General features: G+C 74.6%; 19 protein-coding genes. 9 read left to right on the plus strand and 10 right to left on the minus strand.

Features of this window, described 5'->3' with window-relative positions:
• Positions 1-39 precede the first annotated feature (39 nt).
• Both ACZ3UD_RS18540 and ACZ3UD_RS18545 read left to right on the plus strand, forming a co-directional pair.
• Complete coding sequence (locus ACZ3UD_RS18540) at positions 40-1,473, plus strand: RsmB/NOP family class I SAM-dependent RNA methyltransferase (RefSeq protein WP_465588239.1); 1,434 nt, start codon at positions 40-42, stop codon at positions 1,471-1,473.
• Positions 1,474-1,528: 55 nt separating this feature from the next.
• The gene (locus tag ACZ3UD_RS18545) at positions 1,529-2,443 is read left to right on the plus strand and encodes a MerR family transcriptional regulator (protein WP_465588242.1); all 915 of its coding nucleotides are present in this window, start codon (positions 1,529-1,531) and stop codon (positions 2,441-2,443) included.
• A gap of 11 nt (positions 2,444-2,454) precedes the next feature.
• Here ACZ3UD_RS18545 and ACZ3UD_RS18550 read toward each other — a convergent pair whose 3' ends face one another.
• From ACZ3UD_RS18550 to ACZ3UD_RS18575, 6 genes are all read right to left on the minus strand, one after another.
• Positions 2,455-2,901, minus strand: coding sequence for a hypothetical protein (locus ACZ3UD_RS18550; RefSeq protein ID WP_465588245.1), 447 nt, complete (start codon positions 2,899-2,901; stop codon positions 2,455-2,457).
• Positions 2,902-3,025: 124 nt separating this feature from the next.
• The gene (locus ACZ3UD_RS18555) at positions 3,026-3,340 is read right to left on the minus strand and encodes a sulfurtransferase TusA family protein (protein ID WP_465588251.1); all 315 of its coding nucleotides are present in this window, start codon (positions 3,338-3,340) and stop codon (positions 3,026-3,028) included.
• On the minus strand, positions 3,337-4,023 hold the full coding sequence (locus ACZ3UD_RS18560) for a methyltransferase domain-containing protein (RefSeq protein ID WP_465588254.1): 687 nt from the start codon (positions 4,021-4,023) through the stop codon (positions 3,337-3,339). Before ACZ3UD_RS18560 ends, ACZ3UD_RS18555 begins: the two co-directional genes overlap by 4 nt.
• Before the next feature lie 59 nt (positions 4,024-4,082).
• Positions 4,083-4,559 carry a MarR family winged helix-turn-helix transcriptional regulator gene (locus ACZ3UD_RS18565; RefSeq protein WP_465588257.1) on the minus strand — a complete coding sequence of 159 codons (477 nt, stop codon included), beginning with the start codon at positions 4,557-4,559 and terminating at the stop codon, positions 4,083-4,085.
• A gap of 75 nt (positions 4,560-4,634) precedes the next feature.
• Entirely contained in the window at positions 4,635-4,991 is a 357-nt protein-coding gene (locus ACZ3UD_RS18570) for a DUF6204 family protein (protein ID WP_465588260.1), read from the minus strand.
• Between the two features lie 89 nt (positions 4,992-5,080).
• On the minus strand, positions 5,081-5,671 hold the full coding sequence (locus tag ACZ3UD_RS18575) for a serine hydrolase (RefSeq protein WP_465588719.1): 591 nt from the start codon (positions 5,669-5,671) through the stop codon (positions 5,081-5,083).
• Between ACZ3UD_RS18575 and ACZ3UD_RS18580 the strand changes: the two genes are divergently transcribed.
• Positions 5,636-5,818: a hypothetical protein gene (locus ACZ3UD_RS18580; RefSeq protein ID WP_465588734.1), complete on the plus strand. Its 183-nt coding sequence runs from the start codon at positions 5,636-5,638 to the stop codon at positions 5,816-5,818. The genes ACZ3UD_RS18575 and ACZ3UD_RS18580 overlap by 36 nt on opposite strands.
• A 65-nt stretch (positions 5,819-5,883) precedes the next feature.
• Here the strand turns inward: ACZ3UD_RS18580 and ACZ3UD_RS18585 are convergent, their stop codons facing one another.
• On the minus strand, positions 5,884-6,573 hold the full coding sequence (locus ACZ3UD_RS18585) for an alpha/beta hydrolase (protein ID WP_465588263.1): 690 nt from the start codon (positions 6,571-6,573) through the stop codon (positions 5,884-5,886).
• A gap of 187 nt (positions 6,574-6,760) precedes the next feature.
• Here ACZ3UD_RS18585 and ACZ3UD_RS18590 point away from each other — a divergent pair, with 187 nt between their 5' ends.
• The 5 genes from ACZ3UD_RS18590 (at position 6,761) to ACZ3UD_RS18610 (ending at position 11,687) form a co-directional block, all read left to right on the plus strand.
• Positions 6,761-6,997 carry a DUF6215 domain-containing protein gene (locus ACZ3UD_RS18590; protein WP_465588266.1) on the plus strand — a complete coding sequence of 79 codons (237 nt, stop codon included), beginning with the start codon at positions 6,761-6,763 and terminating at the stop codon, positions 6,995-6,997.
• 143 nt (positions 6,998-7,140) lie between these two features.
• On the plus strand, positions 7,141-8,640 hold the full coding sequence (locus tag ACZ3UD_RS18595) for an outer membrane protein assembly factor BamB family protein (RefSeq protein WP_465588269.1): 1,500 nt from the start codon (positions 7,141-7,143) through the stop codon (positions 8,638-8,640).
• A gap of 81 nt (positions 8,641-8,721) precedes the next feature.
• The gene (locus ACZ3UD_RS18600; protein WP_465588271.1) at positions 8,722-9,174 is read left to right on the plus strand and encodes an SRPBCC family protein; all 453 of its coding nucleotides are present in this window, start codon (positions 8,722-8,724) and stop codon (positions 9,172-9,174) included.
• An 82-nt stretch (positions 9,175-9,256) separates the two neighbouring features.
• Positions 9,257-10,066: an alpha/beta fold hydrolase gene (locus tag ACZ3UD_RS18605; protein ID WP_465588273.1), complete on the plus strand. Its 810-nt coding sequence runs from the start codon at positions 9,257-9,259 to the stop codon at positions 10,064-10,066.
• A 232-nt stretch (positions 10,067-10,298) separates the two neighbouring features.
• A complete protein-coding gene (locus ACZ3UD_RS18610) occupies positions 10,299-11,687 on the plus strand; it encodes an alpha/beta fold hydrolase (protein ID WP_465588276.1) in 1,389 nt (462 codons plus the stop codon).
• 61 nt (positions 11,688-11,748) lie between these two features.
• Here the strand turns inward: ACZ3UD_RS18610 and ACZ3UD_RS18615 are convergent, their stop codons facing one another.
• From ACZ3UD_RS18615 to ACZ3UD_RS18625, 3 genes are all read right to left on the minus strand, one after another.
• Entirely contained in the window at positions 11,749-12,339 is a 591-nt protein-coding gene (locus ACZ3UD_RS18615; protein WP_465588279.1) for a hypothetical protein, read from the minus strand.
• On the minus strand, positions 12,327-13,469 hold the full coding sequence (locus ACZ3UD_RS18620; protein ID WP_465588282.1) for a serine hydrolase domain-containing protein: 1,143 nt from the start codon (positions 13,467-13,469) through the stop codon (positions 12,327-12,329). Before ACZ3UD_RS18620 ends, ACZ3UD_RS18615 begins: the two co-directional genes overlap by 13 nt.
• A gap of 143 nt (positions 13,470-13,612) precedes the next feature.
• Positions 13,613-14,140 carry a hypothetical protein gene (locus ACZ3UD_RS18625; protein WP_465588285.1) on the minus strand — a complete coding sequence of 176 codons (528 nt, stop codon included), beginning with the start codon at positions 14,138-14,140 and terminating at the stop codon, positions 13,613-13,615.
• Positions 14,141-14,308: 168 nt separating this feature from the next.
• Between ACZ3UD_RS18625 and ACZ3UD_RS18630 the strand changes: the two genes are divergently transcribed.
• Positions 14,309-15,709, plus strand: a complete 1,401-nt coding sequence (locus ACZ3UD_RS18630; RefSeq protein ID WP_465588288.1) for a pyridoxal-phosphate dependent enzyme — start codon at positions 14,309-14,311, stop codon at positions 15,707-15,709.
• Positions 15,710-15,729 lie beyond the last annotated feature (20 nt).

A 15,729-nucleotide genomic window follows, 5' to 3' on the forward strand; every position in this document is an offset into this window, starting at 1 on the left:
GAGATCTTCTGATAACCACCGCAGCACCTTGAGGCACCTGTGACCACCCCCAGCGCCAAGCGCGCCCCCCGCCCGCACCGCCGACCGAAGAAGGACCCGGCCCGGATCGTCGCGTTCCGCGCGCTGCGCGCCGTCGACGAGCGCGACGCGTACGCCAACCTGATCCTGCCCTCCCTGCTCCGCGAGGCCGAGCAGAAGGGCATGGACCGGCGCGACGCCGCCCTCGCCACCGAGCTCGTCTACGGCACCCTGCGCCTGCAGGGCACCTACGACGCGGTCATCGCGGCCTGCATCGACCGGCCGCTGAGCAAGGTCGACCCGCCGGTGCTGGACGTGCTCTCGCTCGGTGCCCACCAGCTGCTCACCACCCGCATCCCCAGCCACGCGGCCGTCTCGGCGACCGTCGAGCTGGCCCGGGTGGTGCTCGGTGACGGCAAGGCCAAGTTCGTCAACGCCGTGCTGCGCCGGATCAGCGCCCACGACCTGGACACCTGGATCGAGCAGGTCGCCCCGCCGTACGACCAGGACGCCGAGGACCACCTCGCCGTCGTGCACTCGCACCCGCGCTGGGTCGTCTCCGCGCTCTGGGACTCGCTCGGCCGCTGGCAGCCGGACGCCTCCGGGCGCGCCGCCGTCGAGGAACTGCTGCGGGCCGACAACGAGCGGCCCGAGGTCACCCTGGTCGCCCGGCCCGGCCGGGCCACCGTCGGCGAGCTGGCCGACGCGCTGCCCGAGGCCGAGCCGGGCCGCTGGTCCCCGTTCGCGCTGCGGCTCGCCGAGGGCGGCGACCCGGGCGCGCTGACCGCCGTCCGGGAGAACCGGGCCGGCGTGCAGGACGAGGGCAGCCAGCTGGTGGCGCTTGCGCTGGCCTCGGCACCGGTGGAGGGCCCGGACCGGCTCTGGCTGGACGGCTGCGCCGGACCGGGCGGCAAGGCCGCGCTGCTCGGCGCGCTGGCCGCCGAGCGGGGCGCGGCCCTGGTCGCGAGCGAGAAGCAGCCGCACCGGGCCCGGCTGGTGGCACGGGCGCTGGAGGGCAACCCCGGCCCGTACACGGTGATCGCGGCGGACGGGACGCGCCCGGCCTGGCGCTCCGGCGGCTTCGACCGGGTGCTGGTGGACGTGCCGTGCTCCGGCCTGGGCGCGCTGCGCCGCCGTCCCGAGGCGCGCTGGCGGCGCCGGCCGGCCGATGTCGCGGCCTTCGGGCCGCTGCAGCGGGACCTGCTGCGCTCCGCGATCGAGGCCACCCGGATCGGTGGGGTGGTCGGCTACGCGACCTGCTCGCCGCACCTGGCGGAGACCCGCGCCGTGGTGGACGACGTGCTGCGCGGCGAGGGCGGCCGGGTCGAGTGGATCGACGCGCGGCCGCTGCTGCCCGGCGTCCCGGCGCTCGGGGACGGGCCGGACGTCCAGCTGTGGCCGCACCTGCACGGGACGGACGCGATGTACCTGGCGCTGCTGCGGCGGACGGCCTGAGGGGCGGTCGCGGGGGCTTGCATCTCCCCCAGGGGGAGGGGCCAGGGTGGTGGCCATGAACGGCGACGCGCACTACCTGATCGGTGACCTGGCCCGGCGGACCGGGCTGACGGTGAAGACCGTCCGGTTCTACTCGGACCAGGGGATCGTGTCGCCGGCCGACCGCAACCCGGCCGGCCATCGGCGGTACGGCGCGGACGCCGTCGCCCGCCTGGAGCTGGTGCGCACCCTGCGCGAGCTCGGGCTCGGACTGCCGGTGATCCGGCAGGTGCTGGCGCGCGAGCTCGCGCTGTCCGACGTCGCGGCGGCGCACGCCGAGGCGCTGGACGTCCAGATCCGGGTGCTGCGGCTGCGGCGGGCGGTACTGGGGGCGGTGGCCGGGCACGGGTCCACCACGGAGGAGTTGACGCTCGTGCACCAGTTGGCCCGGTTGACGGGGGAGGAACGACGGCGCCTGGTCGGGGAGTTCCTGACCGAGGTGTTCGGCCCGGACGGTCGTTTCGAAGGGGTGGCCCGGTCGCTGACGCCGGAGCTGCCGGAGGATGCCTCGGCCGAACAGGTGGAGGCGTGGGTGGAGTTGGCGCGGCTGGCCGGGGACGCCGGGTTCCGGGAGCTGCTGCGCGGCCTGGCGGCGGACGAGGCGGCGGAGTTTGGTGCGGGCGGCCTGCCCCGGCCCGGACTGGCCGTGCTGGTGCGGGAGTCGGCCGGACGGGCGGTCGCGGCGGGGGTGGCGCCGGAGTCGGCGGAGGCGGCCGGGGTGGTCGCCGGGCTGCTGGAGCGGTACGCCGGGCTGCCGGGCGTCGCCGGGGCGGACGGTCCGGTGCGCGCCCGGCTGCTGGAGCGGCTGCGGGCCATGGCGGATCCACGGCGGGAGCGCTACCTGACGCTGCTCGCGGTGGTCAACGGATGGGCGGCGCTGGAGAGTTCGGCACCGGCGCTGGACTGGGCGGTGCGGGCCGTGCGCTCGTAGCGGGCCGGGCCCTACGGCTGGAGCGGGCCCGGGCAGTTGGTGAGGAAGGCGTGGGCCTGGGCGCGGAGGTGGTCGACCGGCGGATCCTCGCAGACCACTTCCAGGCCGAGTCCGGTGGCCTGGCCCCGGTGGTAGTAGGACTGGTAGGCGAGGTACGGGCGGTGGCCGTCGGTCGGGTCGAGGCCGACGGCGAAGGTCGCGAAGTGGATCCGCTCCTTGTCGGTGCGCTCGAACTCCGTTCGGGAGAGCTGCCATTCGAACTCGTAGGGTTCGGGTTCGGCGGGCAGGTCGAGGAGGGTCTGGGCGAGTCGGCGGACGTCGTCCGGATCGGCGAAGGGGAGCGACTCGGACCAGAGCGGTGCGGCGGCGTACAGCTCCCAGCTGTTGCCGTTGTGACTGACGGTCAGTGCCCACTCGCCGTCCTGGTCGCGCCAGCGGCAGCTGAGGATCGGGTCCATGGTGGTCAACCTCCCTGTGGTGCGCGGCCGTTCTGCCCCCGCACCTCATCGTGGCACATCGGGCGGATTGTCGGAGCCGGGCGTGACCGGTCCTCGGGCGGCTCGCCACGCGGGGATTTTCGGGTCAGTCCGCGGTAGGGTGCCAGGGGCGGTCGGGGCGGGTCGGGACCGGGGAGGAGGTGAGGCGCAGCGCGTACACCTCGCGGTCGTCGGCCGGGTACGGGACCGGGCCGAGGTAGGCGTGGCCGGTCAGGTGGCACCAGGCGGGCAGGTCCAGCGGGGCGGCGGGGTCGGTGGTGTGGATGTGGACCACGGCGCCGGCCGGGAGGTGGGCGATCCGGGCGCGCAGCCGGAGCAGGAGCTGGACGCAGAGCAGTCCGGTGCCGTCGACGGTGAGGTCGGGGGCGGTGTCCGGGGCGGTCCGGTCGGGGGCGGTCATCGCGGGGTCTCCTGGGTGATGCGCCAGAGGCGGCGGGGCAGTTCGCCCTCCTCGAAGGGATGGACGTCGGCGAGGTGCCAGCCCTCGGCGAGCCGGTCCACCAGCCCGCGGGGGAAGAAGTGGACGGCGAAGCCGCCGTGTTCCCAGATGTCGTCCCCGTGGCCGGTGCCGGCGCCGTAGTGGGCGTCGCCGGTGTGGCGGACGGTGTAGACGAAGGTGCCGCCCGGGCGCAGCACCCGGCGGACCTCGGCGACCAGCGCCGCGATCTCCTCGGTGGAGAGCGCCATGCAGAGCAGCATGTGGGCGAAGACCGCGTCGACGGAGTCATCGGGCAGGGGCAGCGGCTCGCGGACGTCGTGGACGGCGGCGCCGACCCGGTCGGACAGGCCCTGCTCGGCGGCGGCGGCGCGCAGCTGCGCCAGGCCGGTCGGGCTGTAGTCGGTGGCCAGCACGGTGAAGCCGGCGCGGGCGAAGTGCAGCGCGTCGCGGCCGTGGCCGGCGCCCAGTTCGAGCACCTCGCGGGCGTCGGCGGCGGCGAAGGCCTCGGCCGCGTACCGCGCGGGGGCGGAGGGTTGCTCGCCGTACATCCCGGGGTTGACGCGGTACGTCCGCTGCCAGTGCTCGCGTTGGGCGTCGGCGAGCGCGGGCTCCCGGCGGGGCGCCGTGCCGGACTCGTGGGTCATGGTGCTGCCTTCGCGCGGGTGGGGGGTGGTGCCGGTGGTGCGTGCCGTACGGGTTCAGCTTAGGGGTGGGGCGGTGCGCTCGGGCGGGCGGTGTCGGGGGCGCTGCCGCCGAGGCGGGTGAGCAGGGCGGAGAGGAGGGTGAGGTCCTCGGCGGGCCACTGGGCGAAGGCGTCGGCGGCGACCTGGCGGGCGGTGTGCAGCATCTCGGTGAGGCGTTCGCGGCCGGTCGGGGTGAGGGCGGCGTAGGCGACCCGGGCGTCTCGGGCGGCGGCCTCGCGGCTGACCAGGCCGATGCGCTCCAGCGGGGCGAGGCCGCGGGTGACGCCGGAGGCGGTGAGGCCGAGCGCCTCGGCGAGTTCGACCCGGCGCATCCGGCCGCCGGGGGCCTGGGCGAGGTGCAGCAGCACGGTGAAGTCGGACAGGCTCACGCCGTGCAGGCCGCTGAGGCTGGCGTCGAAGCGTTTGACGACGGCCGTCTGGGCGCGGACCAGGCGCAGGGCGGTGTGCAGGGGATCGGGTGTCGTGGGCTCTGTCATTGCCACCTCCTTGACTGCTCAAGTATATGCTCGTGCGGAGCCGTCAAGGAGGTGGCGGGGGGGGAGGGGGCAGGGTCAGCCGGTGGCGTTGGCGGCGCGGCGCAGGCGCTTGCCGAGTGGCGCCCGGGAGAGGTCCTCGGCCTGGGAGCGGAGGTTCCTGAAGCCGTAGCCGCGGCCCGACAGCCAGGACCGCGCGGCCTGCTCGGCCCGTTCGGTGGCCTCCAGGATGTCCTCCTCGGCCTCGCCCCCGTCGAGGAAGCGGAAGGTGAAGGCGGCCCGCGCGGAGAGGTCGTAGCTGAGGTGGCCCTCGCGGGTGAAGGAGGCGTGCAGCACGTCGTGCTCGGGTGCGGCGGCGAGGAGTTCGGCGCGCTGCTCGTCGGTGAGGCCGTCGAAGACGCCGCGCACCATGATGCGGAAGGTTCGGGTAGTCATGCCCCGACGATAGGCAGGAGGGGTGGTGGGCCGCCAATGCGATTTCCGCCGGGTCCCGCCGCCCGGCCCGGCGGCAGGACCCGCGGGTGCTAGCGGGCGAAGGGGCCGAAGACGGTGGAGGCGAGCCGCAGGGCCGGGGCCGGGGTGACGCCGCTGGCGCCGACGGAGTAGACCAGGCGCTTGCTCAGGTCCGGGGTGGCGAAGAAGCCGCCGGAGTAGCCGAGGTCGTGGCCGGTCTTGCCCCAGACCACCGTGCCGTCCTGCAGCGGAATGGCCATCAGCCCGGCGCTGTAGCAGGCCTTGCCCTTGTCCGGCCCGAACTGGCAGTCCCCGGCGTCGCGGTAGGGCACCGGCTTCCCGGCGGCGTCGCGCGGCAGGGTGAGCAGGTCGTGCAGCTCCTGCGGGGGCAGGAGTTCGCCGTCCAGCAGGGCGGGCAGGAAGCGGTCCAGGGAGGCGGGGGTGGAGACCATCGACTCGGGGTTGCCGCCCTGCTCGGAGACGTCGGTCGGGGAGCCGGCGTCGTTCTGGAGGTAGCCGGTCAGGTGGGGCTCGGGCATCTCGGGCCGCCCCTCGGTGACCTCGGTGTGGTGCAGGTGCAGGTGCAGGGGCCGGAGGACGCGGGCGGTCACCTCCTGCTTGACGGAGTGGCCGGTCACCTGCTCGATGATCCGGCCCGCCAGGCGGTAGTTGAAGTTGTTGTACTGCTGCTGGGTGCCCGGGTCGAAGACCGGGGCGGCGGGCCCGCCCTTCGGGTGCAGCGTGCGCTGGACGACCTCGTCGAGGGTCTCGACCTTGAAGCGCTGGGCGATCAGGCCGTCGGCGGGTAGCGGACGGGTCCTGCCGTGTCGGCCGATGGGGAAGTACCCGGCCCCGTACGGGAGTTGAGGTCTGGTCAGGCGCGGGTGGGCAGCCGGGCGCAGACCGTGCCGGTCGCGAGTGCGGTGGCCTCGGCGCCGAGCGCGGTGAGGGTGAAGGCGGTGGTCAGCGCGTTGATGTCGGCGGTCTGCCGGATCAGGAAGTGGGTGCCGCCGGGCACCTCGTAGCGCGCGAGGTCCGGGACGACCTGCCGGGCGCGCAGCGCGTACTCCAGCGACCCGGCGGCGCCGGCCGCGCTGTGGTCGGCGGTGCCGTGCACGATCAGCACCCGGCGCCCGGCGAGCTGCTCGACGGCGTCGCCGCTGGGCAGCCAGGGGGCGATCCCGGCGACGCCGACGACGCTCGGGTGCCCGGCGCACCGGAAGGCGGCGCGCCCGCCGAGCGAGTTGCCGATGAGCACCACCGGTGCGCCCGGGTGGCGGCGGGCGAGTTCGTCGAGCGCCCAGTGGGTGTCGACGGCGGTGTCGGCGTCGGCGCCGTTCCAGCCGCTGTAGCGGTAGCGCAGCAGGTGCACCGCGAGGCCGTGCGGGCGGCCGCGGTCGGTGAGCTCGGTGGCGAGGTCCCGCAGGCCCAGTTCGACGATCTTCAGCGGCCCGCGCCGGCTCCGGAGGAACCCGCCGGGCAGCAGCAGCGCGACGCCGTTGACGGGGCCCTCGCCCTCCCACGGGGTGAGCTCTGGGGTGCGCGGACGCTGCGCTCGGAACACGCCGATCCTTCCTGAGACTTCCAGCCGGACAGGCGGATTCTACGGTTCCGGGGGCGGGTCGTGTGATGCGTCAGCAGCGACCGGAGGACCCGCCGCCGAGCCCGGGACCGGCAGCCGCGAGCCGCGGGTGGGCCGCAACTGGCGGCGGCGGTCGTGCTGGTGGGGGCGGTCGTGCTGGTGGGGGGCCGTGTTCGCCGGGCCCTGGGCAGTGGCCGGGAACGGCGGGGACGGCACGTCGGGCGACGGCGACGGGCCGGCGAAGTGCAATCCGGCGGGGGGAACGGACTCGCCGAAGTACCCCGCGCCGTGCGCCGCGCTCAACCGCCCCGACCTGCCGGTGCTCGCGGGCGTGCCGAAGGAGCGGGTGCTGATCGCCCGGCCCGGGCTGGGCGGGCGTCCAGGCCGGCTGAGCCGCGATTCGTAACGATCGCGCCGGTCAGGACCTCCCATGTGCAGGGGAGAACGGGGTTTTCCCTGCTCTTTGTTTAGGATCTCGTCCTGCTCTGCGACGATCCGATGATCGTCGCCCTATCGCGGTGGGCGGCGCGTCGCAGGGGAGAGACCGGCATGGCCGAGGGGCCTGAGGACAGCGTCGTCCGGGTGCGGACGAGGTGGCGCGCCAGGTTCGCCATGAGCAAGGAGACCTGGATGGTGGTCTCCGGCGGGGTGCTGGGCGCGATGTTCGCGAGCCTGGGCCTGGCGGTGCTGTTCGCCCCCGCCAACGGGTTCGGCGGCGACAGCCTCGGGTTCATGGGCGCCGCCAGCATCCTCGGACTGATGCCCTGCGGCGCCGGCTTCGTCTGGGCGCTGATCCACCCCCGGCACGGGCTCCCGTCGGTGGCCGTCGGGGCGCTGCTGGGGCTGGGGATCTTCCTCTGCTTCGCCGGGGACGGCCTCAACGACGCCTGGAAGGCCCCGCTGGACCGCCCGTCCACGGTCCGCGCGGTCGGCAGCTGGACCAGCGGGAACCTGGTGGTGCGGGTCCGGCCCGACCAGGTGGTGGCCTACCGCAACGTCGGCGGGGCCGTCGCCTGGCGGTGGACGCCGCCGGGTGAGGACTCCGTGTGCACCATGAGCCGGGGGACCGGGGCCGGCATCGGTCTGATCGGGCACTCCCCGCACGACAGGCCCTGCACCGCCGTGACGGCGCTGAACCTCGCGGACGGCAGCGCGAGTTGGCATGCCACCGTGGACGCGCCCGCCCGGGACGGCGACTCCGCCTCGCCGGACCTGGTCGCGGTCGCCGGTCCGCAGGCCGTCCTGCAGGACAAGGACGGCTGGCGGGCCGTCCGGCTGACGGACGGCGCCGCGCTCTGGCACAGCGCGGCCGACCCGGGGTGCACCCCGGTGCAGGTCTCGGGCGGGGACCAGGACGTGGTGACGGTCACCCAGTGCGGCGACACCGCGCCGCCGGTGCTGCGCACGCTGGCGCCGGCGGACGGGAAGGAGCGGTTGAAGGTCGTCCTGCCGGGCGAGGGCGGGGTGAAGAACCTCGCGGTGGTCTCGGTCGACCCGCTCGCGGTCTGGGTCGACGCCCAGGCGGAGCGTGGCACCCACGCGGTGCTCAGCTACGACGGGGCGGGCCGGCAGCGCGCCTCGATACCGGTATCCGGCGACGAGTACGACCTCGACGTGATGCTGGGCGGCGTCCACGCCTTCGACGAGTTCAGCGCCCGCCCGCTGTTCGGCGGGGTGGTGGTCGGGGACCTGTTCATCGTGCCGGGCGAGAAGCCGGGCGACGTGAGCATCAGCGGCGGCAAGCACCCGAGCCGCACCGCCACCGGGCGGCTGGTCGCGTACTCGCTGGCGGACGGCGGCAAGCGCTGGACGGCGGCCCTGGACGACCAGGTGACCGGCGTGCTGGTGGACGGCGCCTCGGTGTGGGCGATGACCCGCGACAGGCTGACCCGGGTCGACGCGGCGACGGGCCGCCAGAGCCGGGAGCTGGACGTCAACGACACCACCTCGCTGTACCCGGTCGACCTGTCGGTGGCAGGGAGGGAGCGGTTCACGGTGGTGGCGGAGGACGGGACCCGGGACGAACCCCCGGTGCGGGGGATGAGCTGACGGCTCCGTCCTCCCGGATGTCACGTTCCGGCGGGCCCTCCGGTCTGCACTGGCGTACCCACCGACCCGAAGGGACGCCCGATGGAAACCCTGACCGTCCGTCGCATCATCGCCGCGCCGATCGCCGAGGTCTTCGACTGGTGCGCCACGACCACCAACTACACCCGCTCCCCGCTGATCCTCAAGGCCCGCCTCGCCCGCCCCGGCGCCGACGCGCCGTACGGGGTCGGGGCGGTGCGGGTGCACACCTGGGCGATCGGCTGGTTCCGTGAGCGGGTCACCTCGTACCACCCGCCGTACGACTTCGAGTACACCGTCGAGCGCAGCTTCCCGCCCTCCCGGCACGAGCTCGGGCGGATGACCTTCACCGAGGTCGACGGCGGGACCGAGGTGGTCTGGACCACCACCTTCGAGGTGCGCCTGCCGCTGCTCGGGCCCGCGCTGACCCGGGCCGTCGCCAAGCCGCTGATCGCCCACACCTTCGGCAGGATCCTGGACGCCGCGGCCGCCGCCCTCGTCGGTGACCGCGCGTGACCGCACCCGGATCGAAGGCTGAGCGTTCCCAGCGGTTGTGTCAGGCTGGTGGGGGAGCACCGCCGAGGTCGGGAGGCTCGTGATGGCCGAGATCAGGGTGAACGGGGTGTCGCTGCACTACGAGGCCCGTGGCGACGGCCCCGGGGTGGTGCTGGTGCACGGGTCGTGGGGCGACGGGGACTCCTGGGCGCGGGTGCTGCCCGGCCTGGCGGAGTCCACCACCGCCGTCGCCTACGACCGGCGCGGGCACAGCCGCAGCGAGGACCTGCTCACCCAGGGTTCGGTGCACGAGGACGCGGCCGACCTGGCCGGGCTGATCCAGGGACTCGGCCTGGCGCCCGCCTTCGTCTGCGGGGACTCCTACGGCGCGCTGGTCACGCTCCGTCTCGCCGCCGCCCGGCCCGACCTACTGCGCGGAATCGCCGTGCACGAGCCGCCGGGCACCGGCCTCCTGCTCGCCGACCCGGACCTGCGCCCGATCGGCACCGCCTTCGCCGACCGGGTCGCCGCCGTCCGAAAGCTGCTGGAGCAGGCGGAGTCCGCGGCCGCCGCCGAACTGTACGTGGACAGCCTCGCGTTCGGGCCGGGCGCGTGGGAGCAACTGCCCGCGCCGATCCGGCACACCTACATCCGCAACGCGCCGACCTACCTGGACGAGCTGCGCGACCCGGACGCCCTGGACCTCGACCTCACCGCGCTCGCCCGGTTCACCGACCCCGCGCTGCTCACCCAGAGCGACGACAGCGCGCCGATGTTCGGCGAGGTGCTGGACCTGATCGACCTCGCCCTGCCGAAGGCGGAACGGTACCTGTTCGAGGGCGCCGGTCACGCTCCGCACCTGTCCCAGCCGGAGGAGTGGGTGCGGGTGGTCCTGCCGCGCGCGGTGCTCTGAAGCCGGTCAGCGGGCCGCCGACCGCTCCTCCCCGCGCGCCGTGCCGCGATGCTCTGGCCGGAGGGTCGGAACGGCCGGAGGGTCGGAACGGCCGGGTTTGTCGTCCTTTCGGTCCGTGACCATTCGACCCTGGTCGAATCCTGGCACGCGTGCTCGCCTTCGAAGTCGTCCCGGGCGCAAGCTACTTCCGTGACCGCGTCAGCACGGACGCGGTGCGAGCGGAAGGACGAACATGACGAGCAAGCGCGGCCGCTTCGCCGCACTGCTGGGCGCCGTCGCGGTGGTCGCCGGCACCACCCTGGCCGGCCCCGCCGTCGCGGCGCCGGCGGGGCCGGACCGGCACGGCGGCGGGATCACCGGGCAGGCCCCCTGCCAGGGCGCGCCCGAATTCACCTGCGGGACCATCACCGTGCCACTCGACCACAGCGGCGCCGTCCCCGGCACCCTCCAGCTCGACGTGGCGATGACCGGCAACGCCGACGCCCCCAAGGGCGACCTGCTGTTCCTTACCGGCGGCCCCGGCCAGCCCGGCGTGCCGCTGATCCGGCGGATCGCGGGCAAGATCGCGCCCGTCCTCAAGGACTACCGCCTGGTGATGTTCGACCAGCGCGGTACCGGCGAGCGGGCGCTGCGGTGCCCCGGGCTGCAGGAGGACATGGGCTCCTCCGACCTCACCCCGCCCCGCAAGCAGTCCATCGCCGACTGCGCCGCCGCCCTCGGCCCGAACGCCCGCTTCTACAGCACCGCGGACACCGTCGGCGACATGGACCTGCTGCGCCAGGCCCTCGGCGACCGCCGCCTCACCATCGACGGCGTCTCCTACGGCACCTTCGTCGCCGAGCGGTACGCGCTCGCCCACCCGCCGCACGTGGCGCGGCTGGTGCTCGACTCGGTGGTGCCGCAGGGGGGTTACGACCCGCTGGACCTGGTCGCGCTGCCCGCCACCGCCCGGGTGCTGCGCGCCGCCTGCCAGGCCACCGGCTGCACCACCGATCCGGCCTCCGACCTCGCCACCACCGTGCGGACGTACGGCAACGGGCCGCAGATCCTGGACGCGCTCACCAGCTACGAGTTCGCCGACCCCGACTACGCCGTGGTGCCGGAGCTCCTGCACGCGGCCGCCGGCGGGCAGCCGGAGAAGCTCCAGGCCTTCATCGGCGAGGTGCACAAGAACGACGCCGCACCGGCCGAACTGCTCAGCCAGGGACTGCACGCCGCCACCCTGTGCGCCGACGGGCGCTATCCGTGGGGCACGTCGGACACCCCGGTCGAGGGCCGGGCGGCCGCGCTGGAGGAGGCCAGGCAGGACCTGACCCCCGAGCAGACCTGGCCGTACGACGCGGCGACCGCGACCGGGCTGGGCAGCCTGCTGGTCTGCCAGGACTGGCCGCGCGAGGAGGTGCCGCCGACCCCGCCGGCACACCGCAAGCTGCCGAACGTGCCGGTGCTGCTGCTCGGCGGCGACCGTGACCTCTCCACCCCGTACGAGTGGCTGTACCAGCAGGCCGAGTCGACCCACGACCCGGAGATCGTGATCGTCCCCGGGGCCTCGCACTCGGTGCAGACCCGGGCGGCCAACCCGCTCGGGCGGCAGGCGGTCTACGACTTCCTGTTGAAGTAACCGGAAGCCGCAAGCGGCGACGGACCGTTCCGCACAGGGGTCGGAACGGTCCGTCGCCGCTTCAGCGTTCGGCCGAACCCCAGCCGTCGTCGGGCCGGGTGCGGTCCGGCTCGGGGCAGTCGACGTGGTCGTAGCCCCAGAGCACGGCCTTGTACAACAGCCAGTCCGTCAGGGGAGGTTCGTCGTAGCCCACCCGGTCGGTCAGGACCAGGGCCACCCGGACCTCCTCGGCCGGAGCGAACTCCAAGGTCCGCTGGCCGGGCACGTTCTCGTAGGTCACCGTCTGCCAGGAGCAGCCGGCGGCGGTCAGCGCGGCGGTCAGCGCGGACTCACCGAGGTGGGTGTCGAGCGTCAGCGATCCGCCTGCCGGTTGCGGGAGTTCGAGTTCGCCGTGCCAGATCGGCAGGGACAGCGACCGGAGCCGCCGGCAGCGGCAGAACACCGTCTGCACATCGCCCCAGCCGAAGGCGTGCGGCCAGCGGTCGTCGCGGTGGACGCGGCCGCCGTCCCACGGATCGCCGTAGTGGGCCGCGAGTTCGGGCAGCGAGGCGTCGTAGCGCAGCTCGTCCAGGGCGCCGGTGGCGGCGAGTCCGATCAGCCGGGCCAGGAAGTCCGGTACCCCGGAGGGCACTTCGGGCGTCAGCCCAGGCACCCGCGCACCGCCTCGATCAGCCGGTTGGCGCGGGCGTCACCGTGGCCGATCATCCGGTTGGCGACGTATGCGAAGCCGACGCCGAACTCGTCGTCCCCGAAGGCGAACTGGCCACCCGCGCCGTCGTTGCCGAAGCTGCGCGGGCCGAACAGCCGACGGAAGGCGGGGGAGTCGAGCAGCACGCCGGAGCCCCAGCGGGCGCCCATGTCGAAGCCCAGGAAGCCCTGGCCTGCGGAGAGTTCGCGCACCGCGTCGGTCACGGTGTCGGACGAGAGCACCCGCTCGCCGCCGTCCAGGCCGGTGACCGCTGCCGCGTACAGGCCGGCCAGGCCGGTGGCGGAGCCGACGGCGCCCGCGCCGGGCAGCTCGATCGCGTGCAGGGCCGGGTCGTTCCAGCCGTGCGGCACGTCCAGACCGGGGAAGACCAGGGCGCCGTTCATGGTCACGATCCGGGTGAGCAGGTGCTCCGGGCCGGGCATCGGGCGGCGGCCCTCGGCCTCCACCAGCCGTGCCACGCGCGGGAGTTCGCTCTCCGGAAGGCCGATCCAGAGTGGCAGGCCGAGCGGTTCGGCGAGTTCCTTGCGCAGGAACGCGCCGGGGGTCAGGCCGGTGATCCGGCGGATCACCTCGCCGACCGCGAAGCCGAGCACATGGCCGTGGTACTCGTAGGTCGTCCCCGGCTCCCAGAGCAGCTCCTGCTCCTCGATCGCGCGGACCACCGGCTCCCAGGCGGCGACATCCTCGAAGGAGAGCACGGTGTCCAGCGCCGGGAGGCCGGCCCGGTGGCCGAGGATCATCCGGGTGGTGATGTCCCGCTTGCCGTGGCGCGCGAACTCGGGCCAGTAGCGGGCGATCGGGGCGTCCAGGTCGAGCCGGCCCCGCTGGGCGAGGAGCAGGGCGCTGATGGCGACCGCGCCCTTGGCGCAGGAGAACACCGGCACCAGGGTGTCCCGCGTCCAGGCCCGGCCGGTGCGCTCGTCGGCGGTGCCGCCCCACAGCTCGGCCACCTTGCGGCCGCCGACGTACACCGTGACCGCGGCGCCGAGCTCGGGGAACTCTTCGAAGTTGGCGGCGAAGACGTCCGCGACGGCGCCGTAGCGCTCGTCCGCCCACCCCTGATACTGCTGCATCCGTGCTGCCCCGTTCTGCTCGTGTGGCCTGAGCCAAGATCATCGACCGGACCACGGTACGGGGTCGGGACGGCCGCGACGAACGGTTTCGGCCGGGTCGGGACGGATGGTGCGGGTGTGACGGACGGGCCCGGCCTGGGACGCTAACGGGCGGAAGTGGCGGCGGCGTTGAGGGTGGCGGTCGGGCGCGACCGGCGCGGTCGGTGCGGCCAGGCCGCCAGCGCCAGTGCCGTGCCGAGGCCGACGAAGGCCGCCGCCCCGGCCGGGACCACCCAGCCGGTGAGCGGGCCGCCGCCGTCGTGGTGGCCGAGTGCGCCGAACAGGGCGGTGAGCAGGCCGTACGGGACCAGCAGGGTGCCCGCGAAGGCGGCGGCGAGCAGCAGGCGCCGGAGCAGGCGGTGCTGCGGCGGGCGGCGGGCCAGGACGGTGGCGAGGGCCAGGCCGATCAGGGCCAGTACGGCGGTGAAGTCCACGCCGTGGTGCTCCAGCCAGATCAGGGCGGCGGGCGCGCCGTTGCGCCGGAACTCGTCGGCCATGTCGAAGCCGTCGGCCACCCCGGCCCGGCCGCCTGCCGCCCAGTAGGTCTTCAGCGCGATGTACGGCAGGGCGAGGCTGCCGGCCAGGGTGACGGCGCGCAGCTGGTTCCGGGTCATGTCCTGGTTCCGGGTCATGTCCGCTCCTCGGGGTCTGGTGTCCCCAGCCTGTCGTCCTCGCCGTCGGCCGGCGTCCTGCCCGGGGAGGGGCCGCCTCCCCCCGGCGGGGGAGGTGCGCCGCGGGACGGCTAGCGGGGCGCGGGTGTGGGCAGGCTCGCTCGGACACGTATGCACACGTTGCACCGGATGAAGGAGCGCATGATGGCCGCAGTGCACGAATCCGTCCTCGACGCGATCGGCGGGACGCCGCTGTTCCGCCTCGCCCGGCTGGGTGCCGGGATCGCCGCGCCGATCTATGCCAAGGCCGAGTTCCTCAACATCGGCGGCAGCGTCAAGGACCGCGCCGCACTGTCGATGATCCTGGCCGCCGAGCGGGAGGGTCTGCTGAAGCCCGGTGGGACGATCATCGAGGCGACCTCCGGCAACACCGGCATCGGGCTCGCCATCGTGGGCCGTCGTCGCGGGTACCGGGTGATCGCCGGGGTGTCGGACAAGTCGTCGCCGGAGAAGTCGGACATCCTGCGGGCGTACGGCGCCGAGGTGGTGCTCGCGACGACCTCGGTGCCGCAGGAGGATCCCCGGCACCTGTTCAACGTGGTCCGGCGGCTGACCGAGGAGATCCCCGGTGCCTGGCTCGCCAACCAGTACGACAACCTGGCCAATCCGGACGCCCATGTCCGCACCACCGGTCCCGAGATCTGGGAGCAGACCGGCGGTCGGGTGACCCACTTCGTGGCGGGCGTCGGCACCGGCGGCACCATCACCGGCACCGGCGGCCACCTCAAGCAGGTGTCCGGCGGCGCGGTGACCGTCATCGGCGCGGACCCGGAGTCCTCCTCGTACGGCGGCGGGGACGGCAGCCCGTGGTTCGTCGAGAGCATCGGGCACTTCCTGCACCCCGAGACGATCGAGGACCGCTGGCCGCAGGCCTACCGTTCGGAGGTGATCGACTCCTTCGAGCGGATCCCGGACCGCGAATCGCTGCTGACGGCGCGTCGGCTCGCCCGCGAGGAGGGCATCCTGGCCGGCCCGTCGTCCGGTACGGCGGTGGCGGCGGCCCTGCGGGTGGCGCGCGGGCTGGGGCCGGAGGACCTGGTCGTGGTGCTGCTGCCGGACTCGGGCCGCTCCTACCTGTCCAAGGTGCACAGCGACGGGTGGATGCGGCGCTGGGGCTTCCTGGAGGAGCCGGGGGAGACGGAGCTGCGCGCCGCGCTGGCGGCCGCCGGCCCACTGGTGACGGTCGGCGCGGATGCGACCGTCGGCGAGGCGCTGGACGCGCTGCGGGCCGCGCCCGGCGGGATCGCCCCGGCCGTACTGCCGCGGGCGGCGCGGCCGTACGGGGTGGCCGACGCGGAGGTGCTCGGCTCGGTGTCTCGGAAGGTGCTGCAGGTGGCGCTCGCGAACGGCGACGCCAAGCGCGACGACCCGGTGCGCCCGCTGCTCGGGCCGGCCCTGCCGACGTTCGGGGTCGGGCAGCCGGCCGCCGAGGCGCGGGCCGCGCTGCTGGCGGGCGGGCAGCCGGGGGTGGTGGTGCTGGTGGACGGGAAGGCGGCCGGGGTGCTGACCCGGGCCGCGCTCATCCGGTAGCCGACCGGGCCCGTCCGGCG

Source organism: Kitasatospora sp. NPDC023118 (assembly GCF_055560875.1).

Coding starts and splice junctions, on each gene's coding strand:
- ACZ3UD_RS18630 (WP_465588288.1), top strand. CDS start 14,309: ATGAAGGAGCGCATGATGGCCGCAGTGCACGAATCCGTCCTCGACGCG.
- ACZ3UD_RS18610 (WP_465588276.1), top strand. CDS start 10,299: ATGACGAGCAAGCGCGGCCGCTTCGCCGCACTGCTGGGCGCCGTCGCG.
- ACZ3UD_RS18550 (WP_465588245.1), bottom strand. CDS start 2,901: ATGGACCCGATCCTCAGCTGCCGCTGGCGCGACCAGGACGGCGAGTGG.
- ACZ3UD_RS18595 (WP_465588269.1), top strand. CDS start 7,141: ATGGCCGAGGGGCCTGAGGACAGCGTCGTCCGGGTGCGGACGAGGTGG.
- ACZ3UD_RS18545 (WP_465588242.1), top strand. CDS start 1,529: ATGAACGGCGACGCGCACTACCTGATCGGTGACCTGGCCCGGCGGACC.
- ACZ3UD_RS18560 (WP_465588254.1), bottom strand. CDS start 4,023: ATGACCCACGAGTCCGGCACGGCGCCCCGCCGGGAGCCCGCGCTCGCC.
- ACZ3UD_RS18555 (WP_465588251.1), bottom strand. CDS start 3,340: ATGACCGCCCCCGACCGGACCGCCCCGGACACCGCCCCCGACCTCACC.
- ACZ3UD_RS18570 (WP_465588260.1), bottom strand. CDS start 4,991: ATGACTACCCGAACCTTCCGCATCATGGTGCGCGGCGTCTTCGACGGC.
- ACZ3UD_RS18605 (WP_465588273.1), top strand. CDS start 9,257: ATGGCCGAGATCAGGGTGAACGGGGTGTCGCTGCACTACGAGGCCCGT.
- ACZ3UD_RS18625 (WP_465588285.1), bottom strand. CDS start 14,140: ATGACCCGGAACCAGGACATGACCCGGAACCAGCTGCGCGCCGTCACC.
- ACZ3UD_RS18600 (WP_465588271.1), top strand. CDS start 8,722: ATGGAAACCCTGACCGTCCGTCGCATCATCGCCGCGCCGATCGCCGAG.
- ACZ3UD_RS18620 (WP_465588282.1), bottom strand. CDS start 13,469: ATGCAGCAGTATCAGGGGTGGGCGGACGAGCGCTACGGCGCCGTCGCG.
- ACZ3UD_RS18565 (WP_465588257.1), bottom strand. CDS start 4,559: ATGACAGAGCCCACGACACCCGATCCCCTGCACACCGCCCTGCGCCTG.